Origin of the sequence: Psychrobacter fjordensis (genome assembly GCF_904845995.1) — a bacterium.
Taxonomy (GTDB): domain Bacteria; phylum Pseudomonadota; class Gammaproteobacteria; order Pseudomonadales; family Moraxellaceae; genus Psychrobacter; species Psychrobacter fjordensis.
Window position 1 is genome coordinate 1,604,524 of sequence record NZ_CAJGYP010000001.1, and the last position, 25,860, is coordinate 1,630,383.

A 25,860-nucleotide genomic window follows, 5' to 3' on the forward strand; every position below is an offset into this window, starting at 1 on the left:
ATGACTTTTCAAGATTTGATTTTAACCTTACAAAACTATTGGGCCGACAAAGGCTGCGTTATCTTGCAGCCTTATGATATGGAAGTTGGCGCAGGTACTTTCCACACGGCGACCTTTTTACGTTCGTTAGGCCCTGAGCGTTGGAATGCTGCCTATGTACAGCCGTCTCGTCGTCCTACTGATGGGCGTTATGGTGACAACCCAAACCGCTTGCAGCATTATTATCAATTTCAAGTCGTGTTAAAGCCGAATCCACCTAATATCCAAGAGCTATATCTAGACTCGCTAAGAGCCATTGGTATCGATCCGTTGGTGCATGATGTGCGTTTCGTCGAAGACAACTGGGAGTCACCAACGCTAGGTGCGTGGGGTCTTGGTTGGGAGATTTGGCTCAACGGTATGGAAGTGACGCAGTTTACCTACTTCCAGCAAGTCGGCGGCATTGAGTGTTTCCCAGTGACTGGCGAAATCACTTATGGTCTTGAGCGCTTGGCGATGTATGTGCAAGGCGTCGATAGCGTATACGACTTGGTGTGGGCAGATGGTGAATTTGGTCGTGTGACTTATGGCGATGTCTTTCATCAAAACGAAGTAGAACAATCTACCTATAACTTTGAGCACGCTGATGTGCCAATGATGGGTCAGATGTTCGATTTCTATGAGCAGCAAGCGGATAAGTTGGTTGCTGAAGGTTTGCCGCTACCAGCCTATGAGATGGTGCTAAAAGCTTCGCATGCCTTTAACTTACTTGATGCTCGTGGTGCCATTTCAGTGACCGAACGTCAGCGCTTTATCTTACGTGTGCGTACGCTTGCTCGTAAGGTTGCCATTGGTTATGTCGAAGCACGTGCGAAATTAGGCTTCCCATTGGCTGATGAAGAACACCGTCAGGCAGCGCTTGATAAGTACTTGCCAAAAGAAGATGTGGCAACTGAAAACACAAATGACAGTCAAACTGCTAATAACAACCAAACTACTAATAACAATAAATAGGAGCATCCCATGAGTACTATTCTATTTGAACTGGGGTGTGAAGAGCTACCTCCAAAAAGCCTAAAGCCACTACGTGACGCGCTACAAGCGAGTGTTATTGAGCAGTTGAACGAAGCAGAAATCAGTTTCGATAGTATTAAAGCCTTTGCCGCGCCGCGCCGTTTAGCGCTTCAAATTCAGGGTATTGGTGATAAGCAGCCGGATCGCAGTGAGCAAAAACGCGGTCCAGCGATTAAAGCTGCCTTTGATGCCGATGGCAATCCAACACGTGCAGCGATGGGTTTTGCCAAAGGTTTGGGTATTGAAGCCAGTGAGCTGATAACGATTAACACCGATAAAGGTGATTATGTCGGTTATGAGCAAACCATTCAGGGTCAAGCGACCACTGAACTGCTGCCAGCTATTTTTCAAACGGCGCTTGATAAGCTACCGATTGCCAAGCGTATGCGCTCAGGCGCTAGCCGTAATGAGTTCGTCCGTCCGGTACAGTGGGCAGTATTGATGCAAGACAGCGCTGTCATCGACGCCACTATCCAAGGTCATCAGACGGGTACGCAAACTCGTGGTCATCGCTTCCACAGCCCTGACTACCATAATATTGCTCATGCCAATGACTATGAAGAATTACTAAGTGGTTTAAAAGTAGTTGCTGATTTTGACAAGCGTCAAATGCTGATCAAAAATCAAGTCAAAGCATTGGCTGATGAAGTCAACTCAGATGCCATCGTACCGCAGGCATTGTTAGATGAAGTCACTGCATTGGTTGATTTCCCTATTGCGCTAAGAGCAAGCTTTGAAGCGCGCTTCTTGCAAGTGCCACAAGAAGCACTTATCTCTACCATGCAAGCTGATCAAAAGTATTTTTGCCTGACGGATAAAACTGGCAAATTGCAGCCTTACTTTATCTTTATTACCAATATTGAGTCAAAAGACCCGAACCAAATCATTGAAGGTAATGAAAAGGTTGTGCGTCCACGTTTGGCTGATGCAGAGTTTTTCTTCTTACAAGATCAAAAGCAGCCGTTATTTGCGTTGACAGAAAGTCTCAAAAACCGTGTATTCCAAGATAAATTGGGTACGATTTGGGAGAAGTCTGAGCGTATAGCCAAGCTTGCTGCATTCATCGCGGCCTTGATGCAACAGCAAGGTCAGCAGATTAGTATCGATGAAACGGTACGGGCAGGTATTTTGTCCAAAGCAGATTTGGCAAGTTCATTGGTTGGTGAGTATCCAGAGTTACAAGGTATCGCTGGTACTTATTATGCGCGCTTAAATAATGAGCCTGAAGCCGTAGCCGCCAGTTTAGAAGAGCAGTATTTGCCTAAATTCAGTGGTGATGTATTGCCACAAACGCCGATTGGTATTTGCTTAGCATTAGCGGATCGTTTGGACACGCTCGTTGGTATTTTTGCGATTGATCAAGCACCAACTGGCTCAAAAGATCCGTTCAGCTTACGTCGCTCAGCCATTGGTATTTTGCGTATTCTCATCGAAAAACAGTTACCGATTAACTTGGTAGCACTCGTTGAGCAGGCAATTAAGAACTACACTACAGAGGAAGGCAGCAAGATTGCCAAAATGGGCGATACCTTTACCCAAGTTATGGCGTTCTTGAACTCGCGCTATCGTGCCATGTATACCGAGCAAGGTGTGAGCGTTGACACCATCCAAGCCGTACAAGCGATTAACCCGCACATGCCGCTAGATTTTGATCAGCGTATTCGTGCAGTGCAAGCATTTAGCGAGTTGTCACAAGCGTCAATGCTAGCCGATTCGAACAAACGCGTTGCTAACATTTTGGCCAAGTCAGAAGTGAGCGTGGCTGATAATGTTGATGAGACGTTATTGTCTGAGCCTGCTGAGCAGAGTCTATATGCGAGTGTGCAGCAAGCACAAACGGCGGTACAACCATTACTCGAGCAGGCTGACTATACGCAAGTATTGCAAACGCTTGCCAGTCTAGACGAGCCATTGACACAGTTCTTTGATAATGTGATGGTCAATAGTGAAGATGTTGCGCTGAAGAACAATCGCTTAGCATTGCTAAAACAGGTTCGCGCCTTGTTTTTAACCGTAGCGGATATCAGCGAGTTGCAGTTATAGTTCTGCTAACACATAATCGTTAATTTTGATGCAAAAACCTGGTCTATCGTGGCCAGGTTTTTCTGTTATAGAACAGCGTCATTAATTGACACGATTATTTAGTGAATTTATTCAGAAATTCAGCGTAATCAGTAATTAAACTGCAAAGGCATTGTGTTATCGCTATTATTGACGGTAAAATTTATATTATTAAAACGTGTTGAATAGTCATTAGCTTATTAGCTCTTTTTATTCCTCGCATGAAACTATATTCGAAGGAGCACTGCCGTGTTTGCCGTTATTATTGTTATCCTCATTATTTGGGCATCGATGTGGGCTTTTTATAGGTTTATGTACCCACGAGCACCCAAAAGCATGATGCCAAAAAAAGGTGACGTCACCACACCGCGCCAGTGTAATTTTTGTGGCAATAGTCTGGCAGAATATCGCGGTGTACTCGAGACCTTTCGGGCTACGCCAAGTTTGGCTGACAATAGCGACAGTGTTATAAAAACCGATCAAGACTTATTTTTTTGCAATTATGAGCATCAAGCCGACTTTCATGCCGGTAAGACTTATGATGCCGATGACTAAATAGATAGATTTTGTTTCAAGCATAAAAAAGCGCTTAGCTTGAGTTGGCTAGGCGCTTATCTTTTTAATAAAGTGCTATTCGCTTACAGAATGGACTGTGCGTCTTTCATGATCTTATTCAGTAGAGCTTCAGATTGCTTGTCTTGTTGTAAGCGGTCTTCGCTAGTTCTCTGATTGGCATGGATTTTCTCGTACAAGCTCAGGCAACACAGTACCAATAGGCTTTCTTGACTAAGACTTGGTGCATCTCTCTTGAGGTCTAGCGCATAGTTGTTAATATAAGAGACGGCTGAATGGAGCTCTTCTTGCTCATGTACAGGGCAGTAGATAGGGTAGTTGACGCCAGCAATGGCAATATCGACCTTTTTGATTTGTGGTTCAGCGACTTTAGGTGCTTTCGCATTAGGCTGAGCAGAGGTATTCGGTATAATTGAAGCCGCTGTGGCGACATTCTTTGGTTGTTGTGCAGTATTCTGCGTTTGGTTATTTGGCAGCTGTTTTTCTATCGGTTTTTTGTGGTCATCGGTCATGATAAATCCTACAATATTTGGTCAGTAAGGTGAGTAATATCAGATATTACTGTTATGAGCTTGGCTTAATTTATAAGAAGCAATGAGTCGTTATTATAAAAAATTTCGCTTAGTTATTAGCCTTCTACTTGGTCAATATGGGTTAAGCGTTTTAGTACTACTTGTGTGCGCTCAGCTGCCAATTGATTCTTTTTCTGTAGTTCACTGTTTTGTTGTTTGATGTCGCTATACTGCTGCTTTAATTCATTATTATGCTGTTGTAGCTCGCTGTTTTGTTGTTGTAATTGGTCGATCTGTTTTTGCAGCTTGTCTTGCTCTTCACCAATCATATGATGCGCTTCTGCAAGGCTTTGGTAGCGTTTGTCGAGATCGCCTAGTTGTTTTTTAGTACCGTCACGTTCTGTATAGCTAGTCTTGAGCTTGGTTCTCAGCACCGTAAGCTCTTGTGGATCAGCAACAGGATGTTGTTTAAGGCTGCTAAGTTCAGCACTGACAAGCTGATACTGTTTTTTTATGTCGAGTACCATTTTTTCTAAGATTCTAAGTTGATCATACATAGTCAGTTTTTATCCTTCACAAGTAAGCGTAAATGAATTTTGTTCTCTGCGTTTAATAATGCCATAGGTGACCGCATAATATCTATATCAACAAAGTAATTACAAGTATTAGGCTTAGTCTTTTTATTTTTTATGGTCCACCGTCGCATCAATGATGTTGCGTGGGGGCTGTTTTTGTATTTTAAGTAATAATCAATCACTAGGACATCTATTATGAATGACAATATCTCTGGCTGGAACACTTGGCTGACCGCTTTTGATGACTGGACTGACGTATCTATCAGCGAAGTACATGGCCTGATGACTGGACTCATGACTGCTTGTAATGCGCCTGATGAAGCTGTATGGGCTCAAGTCTTTGAAGAGTTAAGCTTTGGAGCATTACCAGAGCCTGCATTGACGTTACTAGCCGAAGAAGCGGAAGATATCGTGTTTCAGCTGAAGGATAAAGATGATGCTTACTCTTATATGCCGCTGATACCTGATGATGAACATGACTTGTACGAGCGCGTGATGGCGTTGAAACAGTGGGCCAATGGTTTTATGACTGGCTTTGGTATCACGGATTGCAGTATTAGCGCTGATGAAAACGAGATGCTATCGGATTTGGCGAAGATTGGTGGTATTCGCTTAGAGGAAGACGAAATATTCGAAGGTGGCGAAGAGTCTTATCTGTATATTTATGAGTTTGCCCGTATGGTGCCAGTCAGTTTTGCGACCCGTAAGCGTAAAGCAGTCAAAGACATCGCTTTAATTTCTGGACTTGCTATCGATGCCAAGACGACAAAAGAGCTACAAGCAGAAGGTAAATTACCAAAGCCGATGCCGCCAGTTATTGATATTATGAATCAAAACAACCCTTCATAAGGCGAGTATTGCGTATCATAATAAGGATGTTTTATGAGCATAAATAACCATACGGATAGTGACAGTCAAGCCATAGATACGGTCACTTATCCGGCAAACAGCATTGATTGGCTGACCCGCCTCATTGCTTTTGATACCGTCAGTCGTCACTCAAATTTAGCACTCATTGAAGATGTGCAAGCGTATTGTGAGCAATTAGGTCTGACAGTCGACTTGACCTTTAATGATGCTAAAAACAAAGCCAATCTATTCGTGACAGTACCGGCAGGAGAGAACGCTGACCAACTGAATCATGGTCTCGTGCTCTCTGGTCATACGGATGTTGTCCCAGTCGATGGTCAAGAGTGGACGTCAGACCCATTCACTGCGATGGTACGTGGCGATAAGCTCTATGGACGCGGTGCTTGCGATATGAAAGGATTTATCGGCTGTGTGTTGACGCTCTTACCACAAGCGGTGAAACTGTCTAACACAGGCCAGCTACGTCGTCCCTTGCATTTGGCTGTGTCATTCGATGAAGAGGTCGGCTGTTTGGGCGCACCACTCATATTGGCAGACATAAAAGCCCGTGGTATTACTCCTGATTATTGTATCGTTGGTGAGCCAACCAATATGGCGATGGTCGTCGCGCACAAAGGTATTTCTATTTATCGCTGCCGCGTGCACGGTAAGTCTGCGCATTCGTCATTAACGGCGCAAGGGGTTAATGCCATTAGCTATGCCAGTCGTTTGATTGGTTATGTCGATGAGCTAGCGGAAGAGATAAGTCATCGCGATGATACTCTTAGCGATGGGGACGCGATGTTTGATGTGCCTTATTCGACCTTGTCTGTAGGTACCATACAAGGTGGCACCGCGACCAATATCGTCCCTAATCTGTGTGAGTTTACTTTTGATTATCGTAATCTGCCACACATGACACAGGATGATATCCTGATACCCATTCAAGCAAAGGTCACAGAGCTAAGTGCTCAAATGCAGGCACGAGCACCAGAGACTGGTATTGAGCTAATACAAGCAGTAGGCGTACCAGCAATGACTGACAGTGATAGTGCTGAGCTGCAATCCTTAATCGCTGCGCTGACGAATGATGAGCAACGTCATAAAGTAGCTTACGCGACGGAAGGCGGGCAGTTTACCAATGCTGGCATTCCAACGATTATCTGCGGCCCTGGTAGTATCGAACAGGCGCACAAGGTAGACGAGTATGTTGAGCTGAGCGAGATTGTACGCTGTGATGAGTTTTTGCAAAAGCTGCTAGATAGTTGCACGGTCAATTAGTAGATTGAGAAGCAAGTGACTGTTTTTTTTATCTAACTTTTCATCTAACGTTTTATCTAAGTTGGCATAAAATACACCGTCTTTATGGCGGTGTTCACTTTTTAGCGGTTTCATATTGCTGCGATAAATTTTTTATAAACAATAAAGTAGGGGTCGGTTGATGTCTTGGCATCTGTTTGCGGTATTTTTTGCAAGTACGTTTTTTATATCAGCGACCCCTGGTCCGAACATGCTGCTAGCGTTCCAGTATGGCATGAACTATGGCGTCAAGCGGACATTATGGACGCTAGCAGGGTTAAGCCTTGGGCTATTTATATTACTCCTCTCGACCCTGCTTGGCCTCGATGTGATCAGTCGCCAGTCACCTTGGTTACTGACGGCTATCAAAGCAGTTGGCGCGGCGTATTTAATCTATCTAGGTATCAGCTCATGGCGTGATGCGGGTGATGGTAGTTTAATGAAAGACGCTCGCGAAATGAGTGAAGAAGTCGCTTCGGAATATCCTGCGTCTGAAAGTAACAGTGAAAGCATTGCTAATACACCGCAGCCACGTTCTCTCTCTAGCGCGGCAGTCAAAGTATCTCCAAGCAATACGACCTTATTCCGTACGGGTGTGTGGGTATCGCTATCTAATCCTAAGGCCATCCTGTTCTTTGCGGCATTTTTCCCGAAGTTTATCAATTTTAGTGCGCCACTATGGCCGCAATATATCTTATTAACCATAGGGTTGTTTTTGAGTGAGACAATTTGGCAGATTATTTATACCTTAGGTGGTAAAAAGCTGGCAAGTTGGCTAGATGTCGGTCATCGCTTAGCTTGGCTCAATCGTGGTTGCGGAGTGATATTTATCCTTATTGCCGCTGCTTTATTGGCTGAAGTTATTAGTAGTTTTATGGTATAAATAATTATCCATGATTGTTTTAAATCACTATTTTATTAGGTGGTTTTTTTATTACATTCATTGTTTAGTATTTTTTAAATTAAAAGTTGACATTTATTTTTAAACCGTTATTATTGGCGCATTGATTTATATCGCTTATCTTTTATAAGTGATAAGTCATTCCAATTAACCTGCTATTGTCGCCCTGACATTGGCCATAACCTATGGAGGAATCATCGTGTCCTATTTAACTATCAAGACGTTTTTAAAGATTGAATGTGTAAACTACCTGACAGCAATGACAACTTCGAATAGGTTTGGCTGAATCTATATACAAGCTATTGAGTGATATACTATTTATTGATATCAACGCATAGTCTTCTGTATCTACTTGCGCTATCCCTCTTCTAAGTCTACTGTGCCAAAATCGCTCTGCGATTGTGCTAAGCAATATTGCGCTTGCTGTTATCTGTCTACCTAACATTTTTCTTTACCATTATTGCTAATGAGGCGATTCACGCTGTTGTTTAGTGTATACCTTCCTGCGTGCATAATATTTATGCTCTCAATTTTGGTACGGTAAAACCTTTCTTTAAAACGTCCATCATAAATTAACCATGCATTTTTATTGATTTTTTTAATTAATAAAAAACGGTATTTTATTGTCTTTATTTTATGATTTATTAACCTATGTGCTTATTAAACGTATTGTTTAATGGAGGCGGATAGGTAATTTCTAAAAATTACAATAGTCAAAATAAAAATATTTCGCATGGTTGTTAAAAAAATAAAATGGAAACAACAAGTAATGAGCATTAAATTAATATTAAATGAAAATCGTAAGCACGGCGTACCAGTCAAAATTTATACCTCGGACGTTGAGCAAGGTGCGATGCAGCAACTACGCAACTTAGCCCAGTTAGAGTTTGTGCACTCACATATTGCAGTGATGCCCGATGTGCACGTTGGCAAAGGCGTAACAGTCGGCAGTGTGATTCCGACCAAGTCCGCCATTATTCCTGCCACAGTCGGTGTGGATATTGGCTGCGGTATGAACGCGGTGCGTTTGTCCCTGACGGCGAGTGATTTGCCTGACAGCTTAAAATCACTGCGGTCGATCGTTGAACAGCAAGTACCTGTTGGTTTCAACATGCACAAACAAATCCAAGCCAAGAATTCAACGCTTGATCCACTAGGCAAACGCCTAAAACCGATTACTGATAAGCATCCAGGTTTGCTCAAAATGCTCAGAGGTTTTGAGCGTACATGGGCAAAGCAGTTGGGAACACTCGGCGGTGGCAATCATTTCATTGAGCTGTGCTTGGATGAGAACAATGATGTCTGGGTCATGCTGCATTCTGGCAGCCGCGGCATTGGTAACTGTATCGGCCAGTACTTTATTAACCTTGCCAAAAAAGAACGTCAATCGCGCTTCGGCCATGTGCCAGATCGAGATTTGTCTTACTTTGCCGAAGGGTCTGATAGTTTTGCTGATTATGTCGAAGCAGTGGGCTGGGCGCAGGACTACGCGCTTGAAAACCGTCGTGAGATGATGCGTTTAGTCATTAAGTCATTGCAGTCGCCACAAGCAGGATTGCCACGATTTCAGCTGACCAAAGAAGCCATCAATTGTCATCATAACTATGTCAATGAAGAGGTGCATTTCGGCGAGCAAGTCTATGTGACCCGTAAAGGCGCAATCAGTGCTTATGCAGGTGAGCTTGGGATTATCCCAGGTTCTATGGGCGCAAAATCCTTTATTGTACGTGGTCTGGGCGCAGCGGAGTCGTTTTGCTCATGTTCACATGGGGCAGGGCGACAGATGAGCCGAGGTAAGGCCATGCGAGCGTTCACTATCGATGAGCTAAAAGCGCAGACGGATGGTGTCGAATGTCGCAAAGATAAAGGCGTCATCGATGAAATACCTGGCGCGTATAAAGACATCGATGAAGTAATGGCCAATCAAACGGATTTGGTCGAAGTGGTGCATACGCTGAAACAGGTCATGTGTATTAAAGGTTAGAGAGTCTAACAATGTATGCGTATGAACGCTTTTTAAGCACTATATCAACCTGATAAATTGCAATAGATAGGGGAGGGATTTATGGTAACCGTCCAAATTGAAAGTCACAATAGTTTACCAGCCTTAGAGTTATTAGCTTTATATAAAGGACAGCATATCGATCACTTGGAGGTTCGATGTGATAAGGCAGTCACAACTCAATATACACATTTACTGAAAGAGATAGCATCGATAACGCAATTAACTGTATGGAGCCCTATGACTCGAACGGCTTTGCGTGATTGCTTTTCAATTGGAAGTTTAGAGATATTGAATTTATTTGAGTTAGTGTTGCCAGGTAAGGTCATCGATACTTCTAAAGCAACGAATTTGAGGGTGGTGAATATTAGTTTCCCATCAAAAATTGATATGCGTATTTTTGCAAGATTGCCCAATTTAACTGAAATGATAACGCATGGTACAGATTTCTCAACTGAGCTGTTGGCTCATCTCATTGACAAACCCTTAACAAGGATTGAATTAGAGGGTTCTCATCTTAGCACTGATATGGTGGGTATTATTTCTAGCTCAAAGACTATCACTCATCTAAGTGTAGCGAGTACGGGATTGACAGGTAAAGGATTAGCGCAAATCACCAAAATGTCACAATTAGAGTGGTTGGATATTTGGAATACTAAAGTTCGAGCCGATGATTTGGAAATCTTAACTAAATTACAAAATCTAAGCTACTTATCCATTGGCGGTTATCTTGGACAAAGATACTTAGATATAGAAAAAGCAATTTCAAAGCTAATAAAAATACCAAATTTAACATCTTTATGGATTGATAATATTTTACTAACGGATGAGCAGCTTTCTAGCTTAAAAAAGCATATTAAGCTTGTTTTATATAATTATGAAGATAATTACGTTGAATAGATTATACAAAATGGTAAAGACTAGCAACGGAGTTTTTGAGCAAGTTTTCCATATTTAGGTTTTTAAAAGAACCTCATAAAAAATCAGGAGAGTGAACATGTCAGAAACCAATGTAACAAACAATTTACACAAATTGCAACTTATAATCAGTGAACCAGCATTAAAGAAAATGGCTCACTGCTGACACAAATAATGAGAAAAAATAATGAGTTTAAAACAAACCTTAAAAAAGGCCAAACAGATTGAACGGCAGCTAGAACAAAAAGCTGAAACAGGTACACAGCAATCGCTAGGCACTGTCAAACCACGTAATTATTTAGCACTAGATCCACTGTTAAGAAAAGGCGGCATTCACGAAAAGGAGGATATCGATATCGTCCGAAAAAAACGTCGCCGTGAGACTAAGCAGCAGTTGCGGAAGACAGATTGGTTATCAGAATAATTATGATTAATATTCACGCATAAAAAAGCCGTTCGCTATAATAGCGAACGGCTTTTTTTTATTCTTACTCAAGCTTATAACGTAACGGTTACGCCAATATTTCGATTAGCTCACCTTTCACCATGTGCGGGCTGACAAAATCAGTAATACGCACGCTCACGAGTTTACCCAACATCTCATCCATTTTCTCAACATCATGAGGGAACATAACCGTACGGGTATTATCCGCCGTGCCGATTAAGCAATCAGGATGACGGTTGGCAACTTGCTCCACCAACACACGTGTCGTGGTGCCGACCATCTCATGCGTTTTGGCAAGCGTTGAGTCAATGATGACTTTTTGGAATTCAGCCAAGCGTTCTTTTTTAGTTTTAAAACTTACATCATCTGGCAACTCAGCGGCTGGTGTGCCCGGGCGCTTAGAGTAAATAAAGCTGTAAGAATGATCGAAATTCAGTTCTTTTGCCAAGTTCAATGTATCTTGGAAGTCTTGATCGGTCTCACCTGGGAAGCCAATGATAAAGTCACTCGACAAGTGAATATCAGGACGAATGGCTTTTAGCTTATTAATCTGATTGATATACACATCAATCGTGTGATTGCGTTTCATCGCTGCCAAGATAGCGTTTGAGCCACTTTGAACCGGTAGATGTAAGTGTGATACCAGCTCTGGCAATTGTGCATAGGCATCAATGATGTCATCAGTGAACTCTAGCGGATGGCTAGTTGTATAGCGAATACGCTCGACACCATCGACATGCGAGACATAATGCAACAGCTCAGCGAAACGGCAAATGCTGCCATCGTCTTTTTCGCCGCGATAGCCGTTGACGTTTTGACCCAAGAGATTGATTTCACGCACGCCTTGCGCTGCTAAGCTATCAATCTCAGCCAATACGTCATCGAGTGGGCGAGATAATTCTTCACCGCGAGTATAAGGCACCACGCAAAACGAGCAATATTTTGAACAACCTTCCATGATAGAGACAAACGCTTTAAAGCCTTCTACTCTTGGCTCAGGCAAAAAGTCGAACTTTTCGATACTTGGGAAGGATACGTCAACTGTGCCGATACGGTTTTTAGGCGCAATCTCACGCTGTTCATGTGATTGATCATATAGCTCTGGCAGACGGTGTAATGTCTGCGGGCCAAACACCATGTCGACGTAAGGCGCACGTTTTTGAATGTTGTCGCCTTCTTGTGAGGCCACGCAACCACCGACGCCAATGACGAGGTCAGGGCGTTTTTCTTTTAGTTTGCGCCAGCGACCCAATTCTGAAAATACTTTCTCTTGCGCTTTTTCGCGGATAGAGCAGGTATTCATTAACAATACATCGGCTTCGTCGATATCATACGTGACTTCCATACCGTGAGAATCACCGAGCACGTCGAGCATTTTGCCAGAGTCATAGACATTCATCTGGCAGCCTTGAGTGGTGACAAAGACTTTTTTGGTGGCTGGTTTGTTTACAGGAGATTGGGCTGAACTTGCTTCATTGAGTGCAGTGACAGCAGGCGCGGCAGCAGTTGCTTCAGTAACAGCAGCGTCTTTGATGCGGGGGTTGAATACAGTAACACTCATAAGGATAAGTCCATGATTGACTAAAAATATAGCGGGGTAGACGATTAACAGGTGGCGTATTTTATCACAACCCTCTAACAATGTGAAAAATTAGCGTGGGTGATCGTTGGTCATTATTATAAATTATTCATAACGGTATCAATTGTTTACTAGAGTTAGCAGCGCTTTTGATAAAAAATACGACTCGACATCATTTCTATGTTACACCGTACTGTCCTATTTATTAACAAAAGGTAAAGGCTATGGTTGAAAGTGCAGCGAGTATAGTATGATGAATAAAACCACCTTAGCGGTACATTATAAATCGCTGTTTAATTACTTGTAGAGACATAATAAAGAGAGTCAATATGACAGAGTTGCGCGTTGCTCATAGCATCAAGGATAGAGAGTTGGCCAGTCAAAAGCGTAGTTCTGAGCGATCTAGAGCAGGCAGGCTGCGGGTGAGTGCTCTGAGTTTGGCGACGGCAGCGAGTGCGTTAGGGCTATCGCAAGTTGCTTGTGCAGAGCTGACATGGGGTGATAGCGAGAGCTACCAGCAAGAAAATAACTATCAGCAAGACAGCAGTATTGACTCATTTATGTCAGCAGCAAGCGCCGCGGACCGAGGTGATGTCAGTGCCCTTTATGGTTATGAGCAAGCGATGAGTGGTGGTTTGTTTGCGATGTATCCAACGTATTGGCGAATGAATCTAGATCTCAATTCACAAAGTGCAGCTGCGGTGTCACAGTTCGTGCGTCAGTATCCTAATACTGTGATGGCTGAAAAACTGGTTGCGGATTTTGCGGAGACCAAAGCAGGGTCAAATGATTATGCATCAGTACGCCAAGTCGCGAATTTAATTACCAATGCTGATGCCAGTGAGCGCTGTGCGGTTGCGCTTGGTTTTAATAACGGTGGCGACACCATGCGTGCTATGGCAGCGAAGTCTGATGTCTGGCTGAATACCCAAAAGCAGCCAGCACTGTGTGATCAGTTAGCGATGGAAATGAACAATAACGCATTGATTAGTGATCAGGATCGTACCGCTCGTCTTAAGCGCATGCTCCGCAAAGGTAAGACAGGCGATATCATGGCGTTGTCCTCACGCTTAGGCACGCCCATTGCTTATTCAGCATTGAGTGAGATTCAGCTGAGTCCGTCTTCATTCTTTACCAGTTTTGGTAGACAGTCTGCCAGTCAGACCAATCAATATCTCTACCTGTATGCGTTAGGCCGTGTCGCTGACAAGTCTTATCGTGAGGCTGCGCTACAGTTAGATTTTGATATCAAACAAGACAATCAGCGTTCAGTGAAGTTGTTGAATGATGACACCCGTCGCTATGCCTATCGTATCCTCGGCGTACAGCGTATGAACCACAATACTGATGATGGCTTTAATGCTGAGGCCGTTGAATGGTTCCGTAACAGCTTAGATAACGACTTTAATTTTGAAGAAGCCGAAGATTATGCCATGGCAGCCATTCGCTTTAGCCAATGGGATGATGTGGTTGAAGCTATCTCTAGAATGGAGAGCGAAACTCAAAAGAGCAGCCAGTGGCAATATTGGCTAGCACGCGCATATGAGCAATCGAGCGATTCAAACAAACGTAACACTGCTAAAAAAATGTATAAGAATATCGCAAAAAGTAATGAGTATTACGGTTTGATGGCAAAAGATAAAATTGGTCAACGTTTCGATGCTAGCCAGTTCGGTGGTAATAATCTGCCCAACGTGAGTACCTCGGATCGCGCACGTGTTATGCAAGATGGTAACTTTGCTCGTGCTTTTGCCTTATATAACTCTGATGCTAGCCGTGGTTATGCCAACCGTGAGTGGAACTGGGCGGTGAAGCAGGCGCGTGACAAGCGTGATGACAATCTAATCATTGCTGCTGCCCGTCAAGCACATGATATGGGCTGGCTCGATCGTGCGATTTACGCGGTTGATAATACAGATAGAGTTGATAGTCTGGCACTGTCCCATCCAATGCCGCACCAAGATGCCGTTGTTCGCTACAGCCAATCTGCTGGCATCGATCCAGAGTGGGCTTATGGCATTATGCGTCAAGAGAGTCGCTTTGTGACTTCTGCCCGCTCAAACGTTGGGGCAAGTGGACTGATGCAAGTTATGCCTGATACGGCAAAATATATCGCTCGTAATCTAGGTGAAACCTATAGTGCTAGCCGTGCTAATAGTGGTGATACCAATATTCGTTATGGTACGTGGTATATGGGTGATATCTTGAGCAAGTTGAACCGTCAGCCAGTCGTCGCTACAGCAGGTTACAACGCTGGACCTAACAATGCCAAACGCTGGCAGCCAGTGTATGGCTCACTTGCAGCAGATCAATATGTTGAGTCTATCGCATTTCCTGAAACGCGCAATTACGTCAAGCACGTAATGGAGAACGCCACTATCTATAGCAGCTTATTGGGTCGTAGTCAGCCTATTAGCCAGCGCATGGGTACCGTGCCTTCTTCTTTTTAGAGCGCTCATTTACGATTCAAATAAGCCACTGACGAGCAATCGTTAGTGGCTTATTTTTATACATTGATTTTAGTCGTCCTAATCTCATGTTTACGTTTCTGCTATAGATTAAAAAAAACGATTTGTTACCATTGCATTAATCATTGTCTTTAATTGATGTTTATAAATCGCTGTTCATATTTTTTAGCTCTATGTTTAGTGGTATGCGTGTTTGTATGTCAAACGCCATAATCTAAGCGATAGCCTATATTTTATCACTGCTAGATGCCTCCAGCCCTTATGATCAAAAAATACTTTACTCTATGTATGTTATCGAAAGTTAGACGTCAGTCATCTATGCAGGTGTACTCGCCATCTAACCTGACGGCGACCCCGAGTCATTCGAATGTTCATTCAGCGATCAAACCAATCAAAATTTTTAATAAAAGTCACGCAAGTCTAATCAACAAGCATTTCATGAGTAAAATAAATACCACGGTGGGGATTGGTGCATTACTAATATTGCAAGGTATGGTTCTAATGCCAGCACATGCTGCCAGTACCGCGAGGAGTGGCCAACGTGTGTTGATGATCGAAATGACACCTGCCTTATGTAGTATGCAGCCAACCCGTGCCCGTATGCGTCAATGTCTAGAAGGCTATTCGCTCACTGTATCGGGTTTAGATATGGGCTATGGTGAGCGTTGCGGTCGTGGTAGTGAGCCACGTTTAACACCGCTTCAGCTAAAAGTCGTCAACCGTATCATGCCTGATACCACAGTACGCAGCCAAACATGGCAACGTTATGGTGCCTGTAGTCCGTTTAGTGCCAGTAGTTACTTTCGCCAGATTACCAATTACGCTGGCGCATTGAAATTGCCGAAGGAGCTAAATACGGGTAATAGCTATACGGTTTCTAAGTCACGATTTATCAGTCAGATGACTCGCCTTAATAAAGGTATGTCATCGGCTAGTGTCGACCTAATTTGCCAAGCGGGCAGCCGAAAGCAGTCTATCTTGACGGATATTCATGTTTGTTATGAAGGTTCTGAATTTGGCAGTTGTCCTAATGTTGTGGACAGTTGTGGTAGTCGCTTTATCATTTCAGGTGGTGAGTAACTTTCCTCAATGCTATTTGAAAGTCATCATTTAGCATCCTTTTTGATACCCTCTTTGACAGTTTTTAGTCCTAAATTATAGCCTTGTCCTTTTATAATAAGCGTTATATCAAGCGATATAGTGCTAATCCACGTTATCGTCAGCTCCTTTTAGATCTGTCTTAGTGCTTGATTCATAAGCGCTTTACTTGCTTAAAGCCCCTCTCGTATAAAATGTAACAATATAATAGGTCGTAGGCCTCTTATTGTCTCTAGACGATTCGCCGAACGAAGTGCTACACTAACCCTCGGTTTATGGCTGCTGCTATGCAGCAAACAAGTCGATATCTAAAATGATAATCATTCATTAGAGTCATCAATTAGAATCATGAATTATCTAATAATTAATTAGGGAGTATTCAATGTCAATGAAACAGCCTTTACGTGTTGCCGTCACTGGTGCCGCTGGTAATATCAGCTATGCTATGCTATTTCGTATTGCATCTGGCGAGATGTTAGGTAAAGATCAGCCAGTTATTCTACAATTGCTTGAAATCACGCCAGCACTTGACGCCCTAAAGGGTGTGGTCATGGAATTGGAAGATTGTGCATTCCCATTATTGGCTGGCATCGTCCAAACTGATGATGCTAATGTTGCATTCAAAGACATTGATTATGCTTTACTTGTTGGTGCTCGTCCTCGTGGCCCAGGTATGGAACGCAAAGATTTGCTAGAAGCCAATGCTGCGATTTTCTCAGCACAAGGTAAAGCATTGAATGACGTAGCAAGCCGTGACGTAAAAGTATTGGTAGTGGGTAACCCTGCGAACACCAATGCGCTTATCGCTCAACGCAATGCACCAGATCTTGATCCACGTAACTTCACAGCTATGACTCGTTTGGATCACAACCGTGCCATGGCTCAGTTGGCTGGTAAAACTGACAGCACTGTAAATGACGTGAAAAAAATGATCATCTGGGGTAACCACTCATCAACTCAGTATCCAGATCTAACGGCTTGTACTGTAAACGGTAAGCCAGCGCTAGATCTAGTTGATCGTACTTGGTACGAAGGCACTTATATCCCAGAAGTACAACAACGCGGCGCAGCAATTATTAAAGCTCGCGGTGCTTCATCTGCCGCTTCTGCTGCCAATGCTGCCATTGCACATATGCGCACTTGGGCACTTGGTACTGATGAGAACGACTGGGTATCAATGGGCGTTTACTCAAACGGCGAATACGGTATCGCGGAAGGTTTGATCTACTCATTCCCATGCACGTGTACCAACGGCGACTGGTCTATCGTAGACGGCGTTGATGTATCATCTGATTTCTCAAAAGAGAAAATGGCTGCGACTGAGCAAGAGCTTAGCGAAGAGCGTGATGCAGTAGCACATTTACTACCATAAGCAGATATTTTGCTTAAGTGGTAAGACTAAAAGCAGCACACAAAAAGGCCCTCTGAAATATGAGGGCTTTTTTGTGTCTTGGAAAAATAAGCAATGGTTTTAGCTAATTCAAGACACTTAGAGGTAAGTAAGGCAAGCAAAGAAAAATAAGCAAGATACCAAAAATAATAGCCTAACGTCGTATTTGATTTATATAAAATTGGACCGCTGCCATTAATACAATTGATAACGTTAGATAAACGTTGGTTAACAGCTATTAAAATAGAGCCTGCTACAATAAAGTGGTAAACATAAATAATAATCACAGCTAAACCTGCATTATCTAGGGAGAAAAATATGTTGAATGAACCTGAATATAATATAAACGAATTATTTGCGCAGCTAGGACTTGATAGCTCAGATGAGGCAATTGATAGCTTTATTGAAACACATAAACTGGCCAAAGAAGAGAAGCTGATAGAGTCGAGTGTTTGGACTGACAATCAGCGTATGTTTTTGCAAGAGGAATGGGAAAAAGATGCGGAATGGGTAGAAGTTATTGATGATTTGAACGTACGTATGCACCCAGATGCCTAGTTGTAAAAGCAAATTTATAAAAAAGCTGTCTCATAAAAAAACCCACGAACATTCATGCTGTGGGTTTTTTTATGATTTATATATCTGTTCTAACGGATTTGTTGTTTTGCTCGCCACTCAATCAACTCTTTTACATCGTTATGAATGCCAGTCTTTAATGCCTCTAAGCCATCGTAACGTCGTTCACCATGCAGATAATGCAAAAATCGAACCTGTAGAGTCAGGCCATATAAATCAGCTTGCAGCTCTGGGAAATGAACTTCTAGACGCCAATTATGCGCTTTGTCTACCGAAGGTCTAGTACCGACATTGGCTGTACCAAACAAGCTATCAGCACGTAATCCTGCTATACCAGTTTGTCCGTTGACCGCATTTACAGTTAGGCCATTAGGAATTATTTGTCCATTATCATCGAGACTGACCACATCGACACCGAAGATGCCATGCAACGCAGGCTTTAAGCGTTTTAGATCAATATTGGCAGTAGGGAAGTCTATCGTGCGGCCAATTTGATCACCACGGACGACCAGTCCTGTAATGGCATAGTCGCGACCTAGTAAGGTATTGGCGGCATCAATATCACCAGCCAACAGCATATCACGCACACGAGTAGAGCTGATACGTGCCGCATTATCACTACTGTCAGTGACAGTATGTAAGTTGGTCACATCCAGACCATAATCACGCAAAAACTGACTGTCACCAGTACGGTCATGACCAAACTTAAAGTCATCGCCTAGTACTAGAGCTTGTACATTCAAACGCTTGGCCAAAATATCTGCAAATGCTTGTGCGGATAGCGACCGGAAATCTGTATCAAATCCCGCCACAATCAAAGTTTCAACACCATACTCTGCTAGCAAGGCTTGTTTTTCAGCGAGATTGGTTAAGCGAGCAGGCGCAGTGGCTGTCGCAAAAAACTCACGAGGCTGTGGCTCAAATATCATGACAGCAGAGCCAAGATTTTGCGCCTGTGCAATTTCTCTGACTTGTGTAAGCATCGCTTGATGCCCCAAATGTACGCCGTCAAAATTGCCTATAGTGAGCACACAGGGCGCTAAATCTACATGGCTAATATTGGCAGGCAGTGTACTTGGTGACGCAATCAGTTGCTCAAGAAAATAGGTGTTCATAAATTTTCAGCTATGATAGATAAGACCAGATAAAAAAAGAAAAACACACCATACCAAAAATCGATGTGTCTAAAATCAGCCATTATAAAGTAAAATGGCTATACTAACATCCTATAGTCTACTCATTATATAAGTAGGGCGCTGTCAGTTCCGCTATTTTAAAAGAACAGAACCACTTCGCTTATCTTCCTTTGACGACTATCGTTAGCAATCAGCTGTATTTAAAAATTCCTGCGAATCATACGACCAACTAACTATGGAGCTCCTATGTCCGATGTTGCCTTGAATGCTGTGCCATCTACCTTACCCCAACACAATCTCAATGACGATTTTATCGTACAGCGCGCAAGTGAGAGAGACCTGCCAGAGATATTAGCGATTTATAACCAAAGCATTGCAGGTAAGCAAGCAACAGCCAACCTTGTTCCAGTGACCTGTGAAGAGCGTGCAGATTGGTTTGATGAGCATTTAAATAGTGCCACGCGACCTATTTATGTTGTTCGCTCAGTGACAGAAACTACCGAAAGTGGTGAGCAAGCAGAGTCATCATCGATAGTGGCATGGGGCAGTTTTAGTGATCTTTATGCGCGTATGGCATACCATATCAGCACCGAGATTAGTATTTATTTGCACGAAGGGCATCAAGGAAAAGGGCTAGGTAGCTTGCTGACACGCTGGATGCTTACTCAAGCATCAAGCTTAGGGATTCAAAACATCATCGCGCTTATCTTCGCGCACAACCAACCAAGCTTAGGGTTGTTCCGTAAACTTGATTTTGAGCAATGGGGTTATATGCCAAAGGTTTGTGATATGGAGGGTTTTATGGCCGATGTCGTCATGCTTGGAAAAGCGGTGACAGTAGACTAAGGCGTTTCTTCAATTCACGCGATAGTCATCTAAATGGGCTAAAAATGGCTAAATCTTGCCAAACATCGTCAAATAGCTGGTTAATATCCCGATATTATCTGCGCTATTTTTCTTGTTTGACGGCAATTTATCTCATTTTTATCACCATTTTTGAAATGAAGACACGCCCTAGAGCCTGTTAGATAAAAAAAGAATCAAACAGCATCATGCTTGATAGTGTGATGCTTTAGCCTAAGATTTTCCATTGACCGTCTATTTCTTGTAGCTCATAAGTCAAGGGTGCAGGCTCACTCTGTCCTTTTAACATCAGTTCACCAGTGATGGTGGCACGAGTTTTGTCATCGTTGTATTGAGTGTCAGTAATAGTGACACCCTCCACGGTTTGCTGAAAGGCAGACTGAGTTTTCGCTAGCTCTTCTTCAAAGTTTGCCATATCTACTTCATAGTATCCAGTGGCTTGTTTCACATCACCGTAGTACAGGCTATCCAATGCTTTCTTGACCGTATCTTCTGGTGTGCCAACTTCAGTAGGATTGGTGACTAGACTTTTTTGCTGAGCAGCCTCTTTATTACTATCAGCTACTTTGTCATCATCAGCTGTTTTTTCATCATCAGTTGCGCTATGAGAATCGGCCACTTCTACTTTGTGTACCGTTTCTTCTGTATCGACATCATTGCTACAACCACTCAGAAGCAATCCAGTACTCAGTAGACCAGTCGCAAATAAGATTGGCAAGCGTGGAAGTATCAGCTGTTTAGTCATCATAAGACCTCAAAATTTATTTATTAATGCATAAGCTATTATGACAAATATTCGTACCGAACACTGTCAGTTCTCAGGCCAAGCTTGTTTTGGTTTCGTAAGTTAAGGCCTTGTTTGGTATGTTTAGCCATGCTTTAGTTGGCGGGGGCGGAAGCCTGTAGCGAGTAATACCACACCATAAACCAAAGCACCCACGGCACACATAATAATAAGAGCAGCAATACGTCGCCACTGAGCATCATCGGCAGGGAAATAGGGCAACATGAAATACAGCACTGCAATCATCGCGGTTGTAGAAATGGCAAACTGGGCAAATAGTTTTTTCCAATGAGGGCCAAAACGGAAAATATCGCGCTTATGCAAGAAATAATACAATAGCCCTGCGTTTACAAATGCCGCACCTGTAGTTGCCAACGCCAAACCACCGTGTAGTGGAATCTCCAAGAAGTAGAAAATACCAATAAAAATAACACTAAAGACCATATTGGCTATGACGGAGATGATGCCGATTTTTACAGGGGTTCGAGTGTCTTGACGTGCAAAAAATGCAGGGGCAAATATCTTAATCAACATGAATCCTAAAATGCCACCAGCCATACTACGCAATGCCAGCGAGCTCATTTGTGCATCACGTAAGGTAAATTCACCACGTAAAAACAGCGCTTGCATTAATACATCTGCAAGTATAAATAGTGCTGCTGATGCCGGAACACCCACCAATATAATTAAGCGTGCCGCCCAATCAATCGTCTTTTTGAAGCTGACGTCATCTTGCTTTGCTTCACTTTTAGACAAACTTGGCAAAATAACTGTACCAATTGCGACGCCAATCAATCCTAGTGGGAGCTCGCTCATACGCTCAGCCGCATAGAGCCAAGAAACCGACCCACCAATCATTAATGATGCAAAGATGGTGTTTAATAGTAAATTAATCTGAGTGACAGAAACACCAAAAATGGCAGGGAGCATGAGTTTTAAAATACGGCGAACGCCTTCATGCTGAAAGTCAATCTTTGGAGCGACCAGCAGTTTTTGTTGCCATAGCTGTGGCAGCTGTAGCAAAAACTGTAGCAAACCTGCGATAGCGACGGCATAGCCAAGTGCCATGATAGGGGTATCGAACATTGGGGCGAAAATCAGTGCACCACCAATCATGCATAAGTTTAATAACACTGGTGCAAACGCTGGTGCAGCAAATCGTCCGTAGCTTTGCAAAATACCACTGGCAAAAGCCGTCATGGAAATGAATAGCAAATACGGAAAGGTTAGGCGTAGTAATTCAGCAGTGATGGCAAATTTATCGGGTTGATCGGCAAAGCCGGGTGCAAACAACGTCACGACCCAAGGCGCGATTAAGATAACCACGACTGTCAGCATGGATAGAACCATCAACAGAGCACCTGAAGTGCGACTGACTAAAATCTGTACTTGCTGTAGGCTGTACTTTTCTTTGTATTCGGATAGAACAGGTACGAACGCTTGGCTAAAAGCGCCTTCTGCAAATAGACGTCGCAAAAAGTTGGGTATCTTAAAGGCGACCAAAAAGGCATCCATCAGACCACCAGCGCCAAAAACACCTAACAATACGACATCGCGTACTAGGCCTAAAATACGAGACAGCATGGTCATACTGCTGACCACCATGGTTGAACGAAATAACCGACTTTTTGCCATGAGAACCTATCTTGCTAAGTTGTATTGGGTTGTGTGCTGATTTTCTGTGTTGAAAAACTGACGAATTATATCACTTTCATAATCGAGATAAATGGATTGAATGTGGAATATGACATGTGGACAAAATAGGGTGTTTTATTTTAATAGAACGGCAACGTTTTCACGCAGTTTTGTCCATTCAAAATAATCACCAGGATCTGTCTTACGTCCTGGCGCGATATCGCTATGACCTGTCAAGTGACGACGAGTTTTAGGATAAGCTTCATAGATAGCACTGACGACCTGTGCGAGCCTGTCATATTGCATGTCAGTGAAAGGCGTAAAATCTGACCCTTCGAGTTCGATACCAATGCTATAATTGTTACATTCAGGTCGTCCCAAATAGCTTGATCGACCGGCATGCCAAGCACGCTCGTTAAAGTTTACAAACTGAGTGATCGACCCATCACGCTCGATAAATAGATGCGCAGAAACTTCGGCCCCTTCTATGGTTTTAAAGTAGGAATGGGCATTCCAATCTATTTGATTGGTAAACAGCGCCTTAACATAGTGAGTGCCATCAGTGTCGCAAGCGCCGAATTCGTTGGGTGGCAAGCTGATATTATGAATGACGATAGTGTCGATATTCATATCTGCTGGTCGCATATTTTTGTTAGGCGATGCGAGCCATGTGGCTGCAGATAATAAGCCATCTTTAATAGTCATTGAGGATGATTTGGACATAATATTCTCTTTTACTAAAATTTATCAAACACGGCCCAGAGATTTAAACAATCTAGGTCGAAAACGGGTTTTGGATTGTTTTATTTAACATTACATTAGGTATTATTAGTCAGCCCCTAATCACGCTATCAGCGTATGAATAATAACGTGCGAGGTTTTATCTCATGGCTACAAAGCCTATGTCTCTATCAGTCGATAGTACCGTAACAATAACTTGCCAACGAGCCTGTTTGCCACTTGCTATCGCTGGGTTACTACTCTCTGGCCAAGCACAGGCTTTTTTGCCAACGCCAGACTCGCTAGTAACCACAGGTGAATTGGCTAGTGAGCCACAAGCGACGATAGATAGTAATACGGCACATACGGTGGCATATAATATGCCACATGATGGCGTTGCAGAAGAAACTAATAGCACGCAAAGTATGCGAGGCGTACAAGACAGTAGTGCTCAATCGTTATTAGCCACGTGGCGCACACAAGCAAAAACAGAAAATCTGGCACAGCATACAACATGGCGACGATTACTGTATTTCTTTGATGATCAAAAAAACTTAATTGGTAAGAAAAAAAACACCAGTATGGTTGATGACGCTGGCTTCTTTTTAAGTGAAAACGGTCGGAGTGATTCAGGTGCAGAGCTTGATACGCTGCTTGTTGCTCTGGCTGACGAAATAGGTGCCACTACTAACCAAGAAACTGCTAATAAAAATTCTGCCCAAACAAGCGACGGTCATTCTGTCAGTAGTCGTGCTGTCGATAGCAACTCTGTACTATGCCGTTTTCCAGCGCGAGTACAATGGCTGACTGATACGTTGAATATTGACGACACAGCGCTACAAGTCGACTGTCCAAAGCTGGATGAGTGGATGCAAACGATTGCACCTGAGCAGCTGTCTCTCATGTTTGCACAAGAGTATTTGGACAATCCTCTCTCAGCGTTTGCTCATACTCTTCTGCGTATCGACTCAAAAGTAAGTGTCGCTGATCCTAGCCAAATCCATCACGCTCATGCGCTGAATTATACGGTAGATGGCAATCCTGAGGATAGCTTTCCGGTATATTCCGTCAAGTCAATGATTGGTGCTTATGATAGCCTTATTGAGATTGATCCTTATCCTGAAAAGCTCGTTAATTACCTACAGGGAGATGAGCGCGATACCTGGACCTATCAATTGGATCTGACGCCAAGCGAAGTTCAGCAAATCATGTTGCATGTCTGGGAAACCAAGGATTTGAAGTTACCATATTACTTCACCACAGATAACTGCGCATCTGAAGTGTTGCGTCTAATTGATGTGGTGCGCCCGCAGCAGTATTTATTGAGCAGATTGCCTTATGCGGTCATTCCCTCAGATGTCGTGCAATTACTCAATAGTGAAGGTTTGCTTGCCAGCAGTATTTACACCCCAGCTGATAGCACCTTACGCCAATCTCAGTTAAATAAAGTGAAGCAGCAGCGTGAGCAACTTGGCTATCACAACAGCGCCACACAGACGATTGACGAGATTAAATCTGCTCAGCTCAATGCTGTCTCGAGCATGTCAGCTGATAAGCAAACATTATTGCCGACTAGTATCGTTGTATCAGATAACAATCCTGTTGACAGACATCCGCTGACATTGGGGAGCATTGGAATAGGGCAGCGTGGTGACAATAACTATATCGATTTGGGCTTGCGGGCAGGCTTTCATGATACGCTTGACCGCTCTTCAGGATATCCACAGTTTTTTAATTTAGAAGGCATTGCGGCGACCTTACGCTTATATGACACGGATAATGATAAAGGCAATCAGCCAAAAAATGTGGTCTTGCAAAATGCCACGTTAATTCGCGGTCGCTCTTTTAATCCTGTTAATTCTGCAAAAAAAGGTAAAACGTGGGGCGCAAGTATCGAAGCGACGCGCGTGAATGACGGCTCGCAGAAAGACGGTACAGACCATTTAGTGGGGAGCGTGGGCTACGAGACAGGATGGTCTTGGGCATTTGGAACGCCTAATACAGATACTGGCGAGATGCCGCCGCAGTTATGCTACACCTTGTTGTCCGGCACGACCCAAGCAGGTCGCGGTATCAATAAAGGCTTTCGTGTTGGTGCAGGCGTGAATGCGGGCTGTCGTTATCAGATTAACAATCAGTTACGCGCGCAGGCTGAATTGCAACTGCCATATTGGTATCATGGCAGCAGCGATGAGTCGAACATCCGTGGTCACTATTGGCAACCGATATCGACACTAGGTCTGCAATACGATATTGATAAAAAACAAGCACTACGTATCAATGCTAACTATGATTGGCAAGATCGTGTTGATAGCAATGAAGATGTACAGCTGTCATACAGACGCTATTTTTAATTTAATACCTTTTAAACTGAGCACCTTCTAAGTTGGCAGTTTGATACTAGTGTTTTTATATTAGTATT

General features: G+C 43.2%; 22 protein-coding genes. 15 read left to right on the plus strand and 7 right to left on the minus strand.

Features of this window, described 5'->3' with window-relative positions; genetic code table 11:
- The 3 genes from glyQ to JMW61_RS06770 all read left to right on the plus strand — a co-directional run bounded on the left by glyQ (position 1) and on the right by JMW61_RS06770 (position 3,669).
- The gene (gene glyQ, locus JMW61_RS06760) at positions 1-993 is read left to right on the plus strand and encodes a glycine--tRNA ligase subunit alpha (protein WP_110923349.1); all 993 of its coding nucleotides are present in this window, start codon (positions 1-3) and stop codon (positions 991-993) included.
- Between the two features lie 9 nt (positions 994-1,002).
- A complete protein-coding gene (gene glyS, locus JMW61_RS06765; protein WP_201550034.1) occupies positions 1,003-3,096 on the plus strand; it encodes a glycine--tRNA ligase subunit beta in 2,094 nt (697 codons plus the stop codon).
- A 267-nt stretch (positions 3,097-3,363) separates the two neighbouring features.
- Positions 3,364-3,669: a hypothetical protein gene (locus JMW61_RS06770; RefSeq protein WP_227687375.1), complete on the plus strand. Its 306-nt coding sequence runs from the start codon at positions 3,364-3,366 to the stop codon at positions 3,667-3,669.
- A gap of 83 nt (positions 3,670-3,752) precedes the next feature.
- Here JMW61_RS06770 and zapA read toward each other — a convergent pair whose 3' ends face one another.
- Both zapA and JMW61_RS06780 read right to left on the minus strand, forming a co-directional pair.
- Positions 3,753-4,199 (minus strand): cell division protein ZapA, encoded by a 447-nt coding sequence (zapA, locus tag JMW61_RS06775; protein WP_201550035.1) that lies wholly within the window; start codon positions 4,197-4,199, stop codon positions 3,753-3,755.
- Positions 4,200-4,315: 116 nt separating this feature from the next.
- Positions 4,316-4,756: a hypothetical protein gene (locus JMW61_RS06780; RefSeq protein WP_194197634.1), complete on the minus strand. Its 441-nt coding sequence runs from the start codon at positions 4,754-4,756 to the stop codon at positions 4,316-4,318.
- A 213-nt stretch (positions 4,757-4,969) separates the two neighbouring features.
- On the opposite strand from JMW61_RS06780, the gene JMW61_RS06785 reads away from it, so the two are divergent.
- From JMW61_RS06785 to JMW61_RS06810, 6 genes are all read left to right on the plus strand, one after another.
- Positions 4,970-5,623 carry a UPF0149 family protein gene (locus JMW61_RS06785; protein WP_201550036.1) on the plus strand — a complete coding sequence of 218 codons (654 nt, stop codon included), beginning with the start codon at positions 4,970-4,972 and terminating at the stop codon, positions 5,621-5,623.
- Positions 5,624-5,656: 33 nt separating this feature from the next.
- Positions 5,657-6,904, plus strand: a complete 1,248-nt coding sequence (argE, locus tag JMW61_RS06790) for an acetylornithine deacetylase (RefSeq protein WP_201550037.1) — start codon at positions 5,657-5,659, stop codon at positions 6,902-6,904.
- Positions 6,905-7,064: 160 nt separating this feature from the next.
- Positions 7,065-7,805: a LysE family translocator gene (locus tag JMW61_RS06795; protein WP_201550038.1), complete on the plus strand. Its 741-nt coding sequence runs from the start codon at positions 7,065-7,067 to the stop codon at positions 7,803-7,805.
- A gap of 787 nt (positions 7,806-8,592) precedes the next feature.
- Positions 8,593-9,807, plus strand: a complete 1,215-nt coding sequence (locus JMW61_RS06800; RefSeq protein WP_201550039.1) for an RtcB family protein — start codon at positions 8,593-8,595, stop codon at positions 9,805-9,807.
- 81 nt (positions 9,808-9,888) lie between these two features.
- The gene (locus JMW61_RS06805; RefSeq protein ID WP_201550040.1) at positions 9,889-10,725 is read left to right on the plus strand and encodes a leucine-rich repeat domain-containing protein; all 837 of its coding nucleotides are present in this window, start codon (positions 9,889-9,891) and stop codon (positions 10,723-10,725) included.
- A gap of 205 nt (positions 10,726-10,930) precedes the next feature.
- The gene (locus JMW61_RS06810; RefSeq protein WP_227687376.1) at positions 10,931-11,167 is read left to right on the plus strand and encodes a hypothetical protein; all 237 of its coding nucleotides are present in this window, start codon (positions 10,931-10,933) and stop codon (positions 11,165-11,167) included.
- Positions 11,168-11,255: 88 nt separating this feature from the next.
- On the opposite strand, the gene miaB is transcribed toward JMW61_RS06810, so the two are convergent.
- Positions 11,256-12,749: a tRNA (N6-isopentenyl adenosine(37)-C2)-methylthiotransferase MiaB gene (miaB, locus tag JMW61_RS06815; RefSeq protein ID WP_201550041.1), complete on the minus strand. Its 1,494-nt coding sequence runs from the start codon at positions 12,747-12,749 to the stop codon at positions 11,256-11,258.
- 347 nt (positions 12,750-13,096) lie between these two features.
- Here miaB and JMW61_RS06820 point away from each other — a divergent pair, with 347 nt between their 5' ends.
- The 4 genes from JMW61_RS06820 to JMW61_RS06835 all read left to right on the plus strand — a co-directional run bounded on the left by JMW61_RS06820 (position 13,097) and on the right by JMW61_RS06835 (position 18,281).
- Complete coding sequence (locus tag JMW61_RS06820) at positions 13,097-15,217, plus strand: lytic transglycosylase domain-containing protein (protein WP_201550042.1); 2,121 nt, start codon at positions 13,097-13,099, stop codon at positions 15,215-15,217.
- A gap of 456 nt (positions 15,218-15,673) precedes the next feature.
- A complete protein-coding gene (locus tag JMW61_RS06825; protein ID WP_194197641.1) occupies positions 15,674-16,315 on the plus strand; it encodes a T2 family ribonuclease in 642 nt (213 codons plus the stop codon).
- A gap of 400 nt (positions 16,316-16,715) precedes the next feature.
- Positions 16,716-17,705: a malate dehydrogenase gene (locus JMW61_RS06830; protein ID WP_189585494.1), complete on the plus strand. Its 990-nt coding sequence runs from the start codon at positions 16,716-16,718 to the stop codon at positions 17,703-17,705.
- A 336-nt stretch (positions 17,706-18,041) separates the two neighbouring features.
- Entirely contained in the window at positions 18,042-18,281 is a 240-nt protein-coding gene (locus JMW61_RS06835) for a DUF2789 domain-containing protein (protein ID WP_194197642.1), read from the plus strand.
- 89 nt (positions 18,282-18,370) lie between these two features.
- Here JMW61_RS06835 and ribF read toward each other — a convergent pair whose 3' ends face one another.
- Positions 18,371-19,414 carry a bifunctional riboflavin kinase/FAD synthetase gene (ribF, locus tag JMW61_RS06840; RefSeq protein ID WP_194197643.1) on the minus strand — a complete coding sequence of 348 codons (1,044 nt, stop codon included), beginning with the start codon at positions 19,412-19,414 and terminating at the stop codon, positions 18,371-18,373.
- A gap of 267 nt (positions 19,415-19,681) precedes the next feature.
- Here ribF and JMW61_RS06845 point away from each other — a divergent pair, with 267 nt between their 5' ends.
- On the plus strand, positions 19,682-20,281 hold the full coding sequence (locus JMW61_RS06845) for a GNAT family N-acetyltransferase (RefSeq protein ID WP_201550043.1): 600 nt from the start codon (positions 19,682-19,684) through the stop codon (positions 20,279-20,281).
- Between the two features lie 226 nt (positions 20,282-20,507).
- Here JMW61_RS06845 and JMW61_RS06850 read toward each other — a convergent pair whose 3' ends face one another.
- The 3 genes from JMW61_RS06850 to ampD form a co-directional block, all read right to left on the minus strand.
- Positions 20,508-21,047: a hypothetical protein gene (locus JMW61_RS06850; protein ID WP_201550044.1), complete on the minus strand. Its 540-nt coding sequence runs from the start codon at positions 21,045-21,047 to the stop codon at positions 20,508-20,510.
- A 120-nt stretch (positions 21,048-21,167) separates the two neighbouring features.
- Entirely contained in the window at positions 21,168-22,718 is a 1,551-nt protein-coding gene (gene murJ, locus JMW61_RS06855; protein ID WP_194197646.1) for a murein biosynthesis integral membrane protein MurJ, read from the minus strand.
- Positions 22,719-22,853: 135 nt separating this feature from the next.
- Complete coding sequence (ampD, locus tag JMW61_RS06860; protein ID WP_194197647.1) at positions 22,854-23,441, minus strand: 1,6-anhydro-N-acetylmuramyl-L-alanine amidase AmpD; 588 nt, start codon at positions 23,439-23,441, stop codon at positions 22,854-22,856.
- A gap of 164 nt (positions 23,442-23,605) precedes the next feature.
- Here ampD and JMW61_RS06865 point away from each other — a divergent pair, with 164 nt between their 5' ends.
- Positions 23,606-25,792, plus strand: coding sequence for an Lnb N-terminal periplasmic domain-containing protein (locus JMW61_RS06865; protein ID WP_201550045.1), 2,187 nt, complete (start codon positions 23,606-23,608; stop codon positions 25,790-25,792).
- Positions 25,793-25,860: the final 68 nt, after the last annotated feature.

Bases quoted from the DNA above. Each gene is read 5' to 3' on its own strand.
- zapA (WP_201550035.1), bottom strand. From the start codon at position 4,199: ATGACCGATGACCACAAAAAACCGATAGAAAAACAGCTGCCAAATAAC.
- murJ (WP_194197646.1), bottom strand. From the start codon at position 22,718: ATGGCAAAAAGTCGGTTATTTCGTTCAACCATGGTGGTCAGCAGTATG.
- JMW61_RS06795 (WP_201550038.1), top strand. From the start codon at position 7,065: ATGTCTTGGCATCTGTTTGCGGTATTTTTTGCAAGTACGTTTTTTATA.
- JMW61_RS06820 (WP_201550042.1), top strand. From the start codon at position 13,097: ATGACAGAGTTGCGCGTTGCTCATAGCATCAAGGATAGAGAGTTGGCC.
- JMW61_RS06850 (WP_201550044.1), bottom strand. From the start codon at position 21,047: ATGATGACTAAACAGCTGATACTTCCACGCTTGCCAATCTTATTTGCG.
- JMW61_RS06810 (WP_227687376.1), top strand. From the start codon at position 10,931: ATGAGTTTAAAACAAACCTTAAAAAAGGCCAAACAGATTGAACGGCAG.
- JMW61_RS06830 (WP_189585494.1), top strand. From the start codon at position 16,716: ATGTCAATGAAACAGCCTTTACGTGTTGCCGTCACTGGTGCCGCTGGT.
- JMW61_RS06825 (WP_194197641.1), top strand. From the start codon at position 15,674: ATGAGTAAAATAAATACCACGGTGGGGATTGGTGCATTACTAATATTG.
- JMW61_RS06845 (WP_201550043.1), top strand. From the start codon at position 19,682: ATGTCCGATGTTGCCTTGAATGCTGTGCCATCTACCTTACCCCAACAC.
- glyQ (WP_110923349.1), top strand. From the start codon at position 1: ATGACTTTTCAAGATTTGATTTTAACCTTACAAAACTATTGGGCCGAC.
- argE (WP_201550037.1), top strand. From the start codon at position 5,657: ATGAGCATAAATAACCATACGGATAGTGACAGTCAAGCCATAGATACG.
- JMW61_RS06785 (WP_201550036.1), top strand. From the start codon at position 4,970: ATGAATGACAATATCTCTGGCTGGAACACTTGGCTGACCGCTTTTGAT.
- JMW61_RS06780 (WP_194197634.1), bottom strand. From the start codon at position 4,756: ATGTATGATCAACTTAGAATCTTAGAAAAAATGGTACTCGACATAAAA.
- JMW61_RS06865 (WP_201550045.1), top strand. From the start codon at position 23,606: ATGGCTACAAAGCCTATGTCTCTATCAGTCGATAGTACCGTAACAATA.
- miaB (WP_201550041.1), bottom strand. From the start codon at position 12,749: ATGAGTGTTACTGTATTCAACCCCCGCATCAAAGACGCTGCTGTTACT.
- JMW61_RS06835 (WP_194197642.1), top strand. From the start codon at position 18,042: ATGTTGAATGAACCTGAATATAATATAAACGAATTATTTGCGCAGCTA.
- JMW61_RS06805 (WP_201550040.1), top strand. From the start codon at position 9,889: ATGGTAACCGTCCAAATTGAAAGTCACAATAGTTTACCAGCCTTAGAG.
- ribF (WP_194197643.1), bottom strand. From the start codon at position 19,414: ATGAACACCTATTTTCTTGAGCAACTGATTGCGTCACCAAGTACACTG.
- JMW61_RS06800 (WP_201550039.1), top strand. From the start codon at position 8,593: ATGAGCATTAAATTAATATTAAATGAAAATCGTAAGCACGGCGTACCA.
- ampD (WP_194197647.1), bottom strand. From the start codon at position 23,441: ATGTCCAAATCATCCTCAATGACTATTAAAGATGGCTTATTATCTGCA.
- glyS (WP_201550034.1), top strand. From the start codon at position 1,003: ATGAGTACTATTCTATTTGAACTGGGGTGTGAAGAGCTACCTCCAAAA.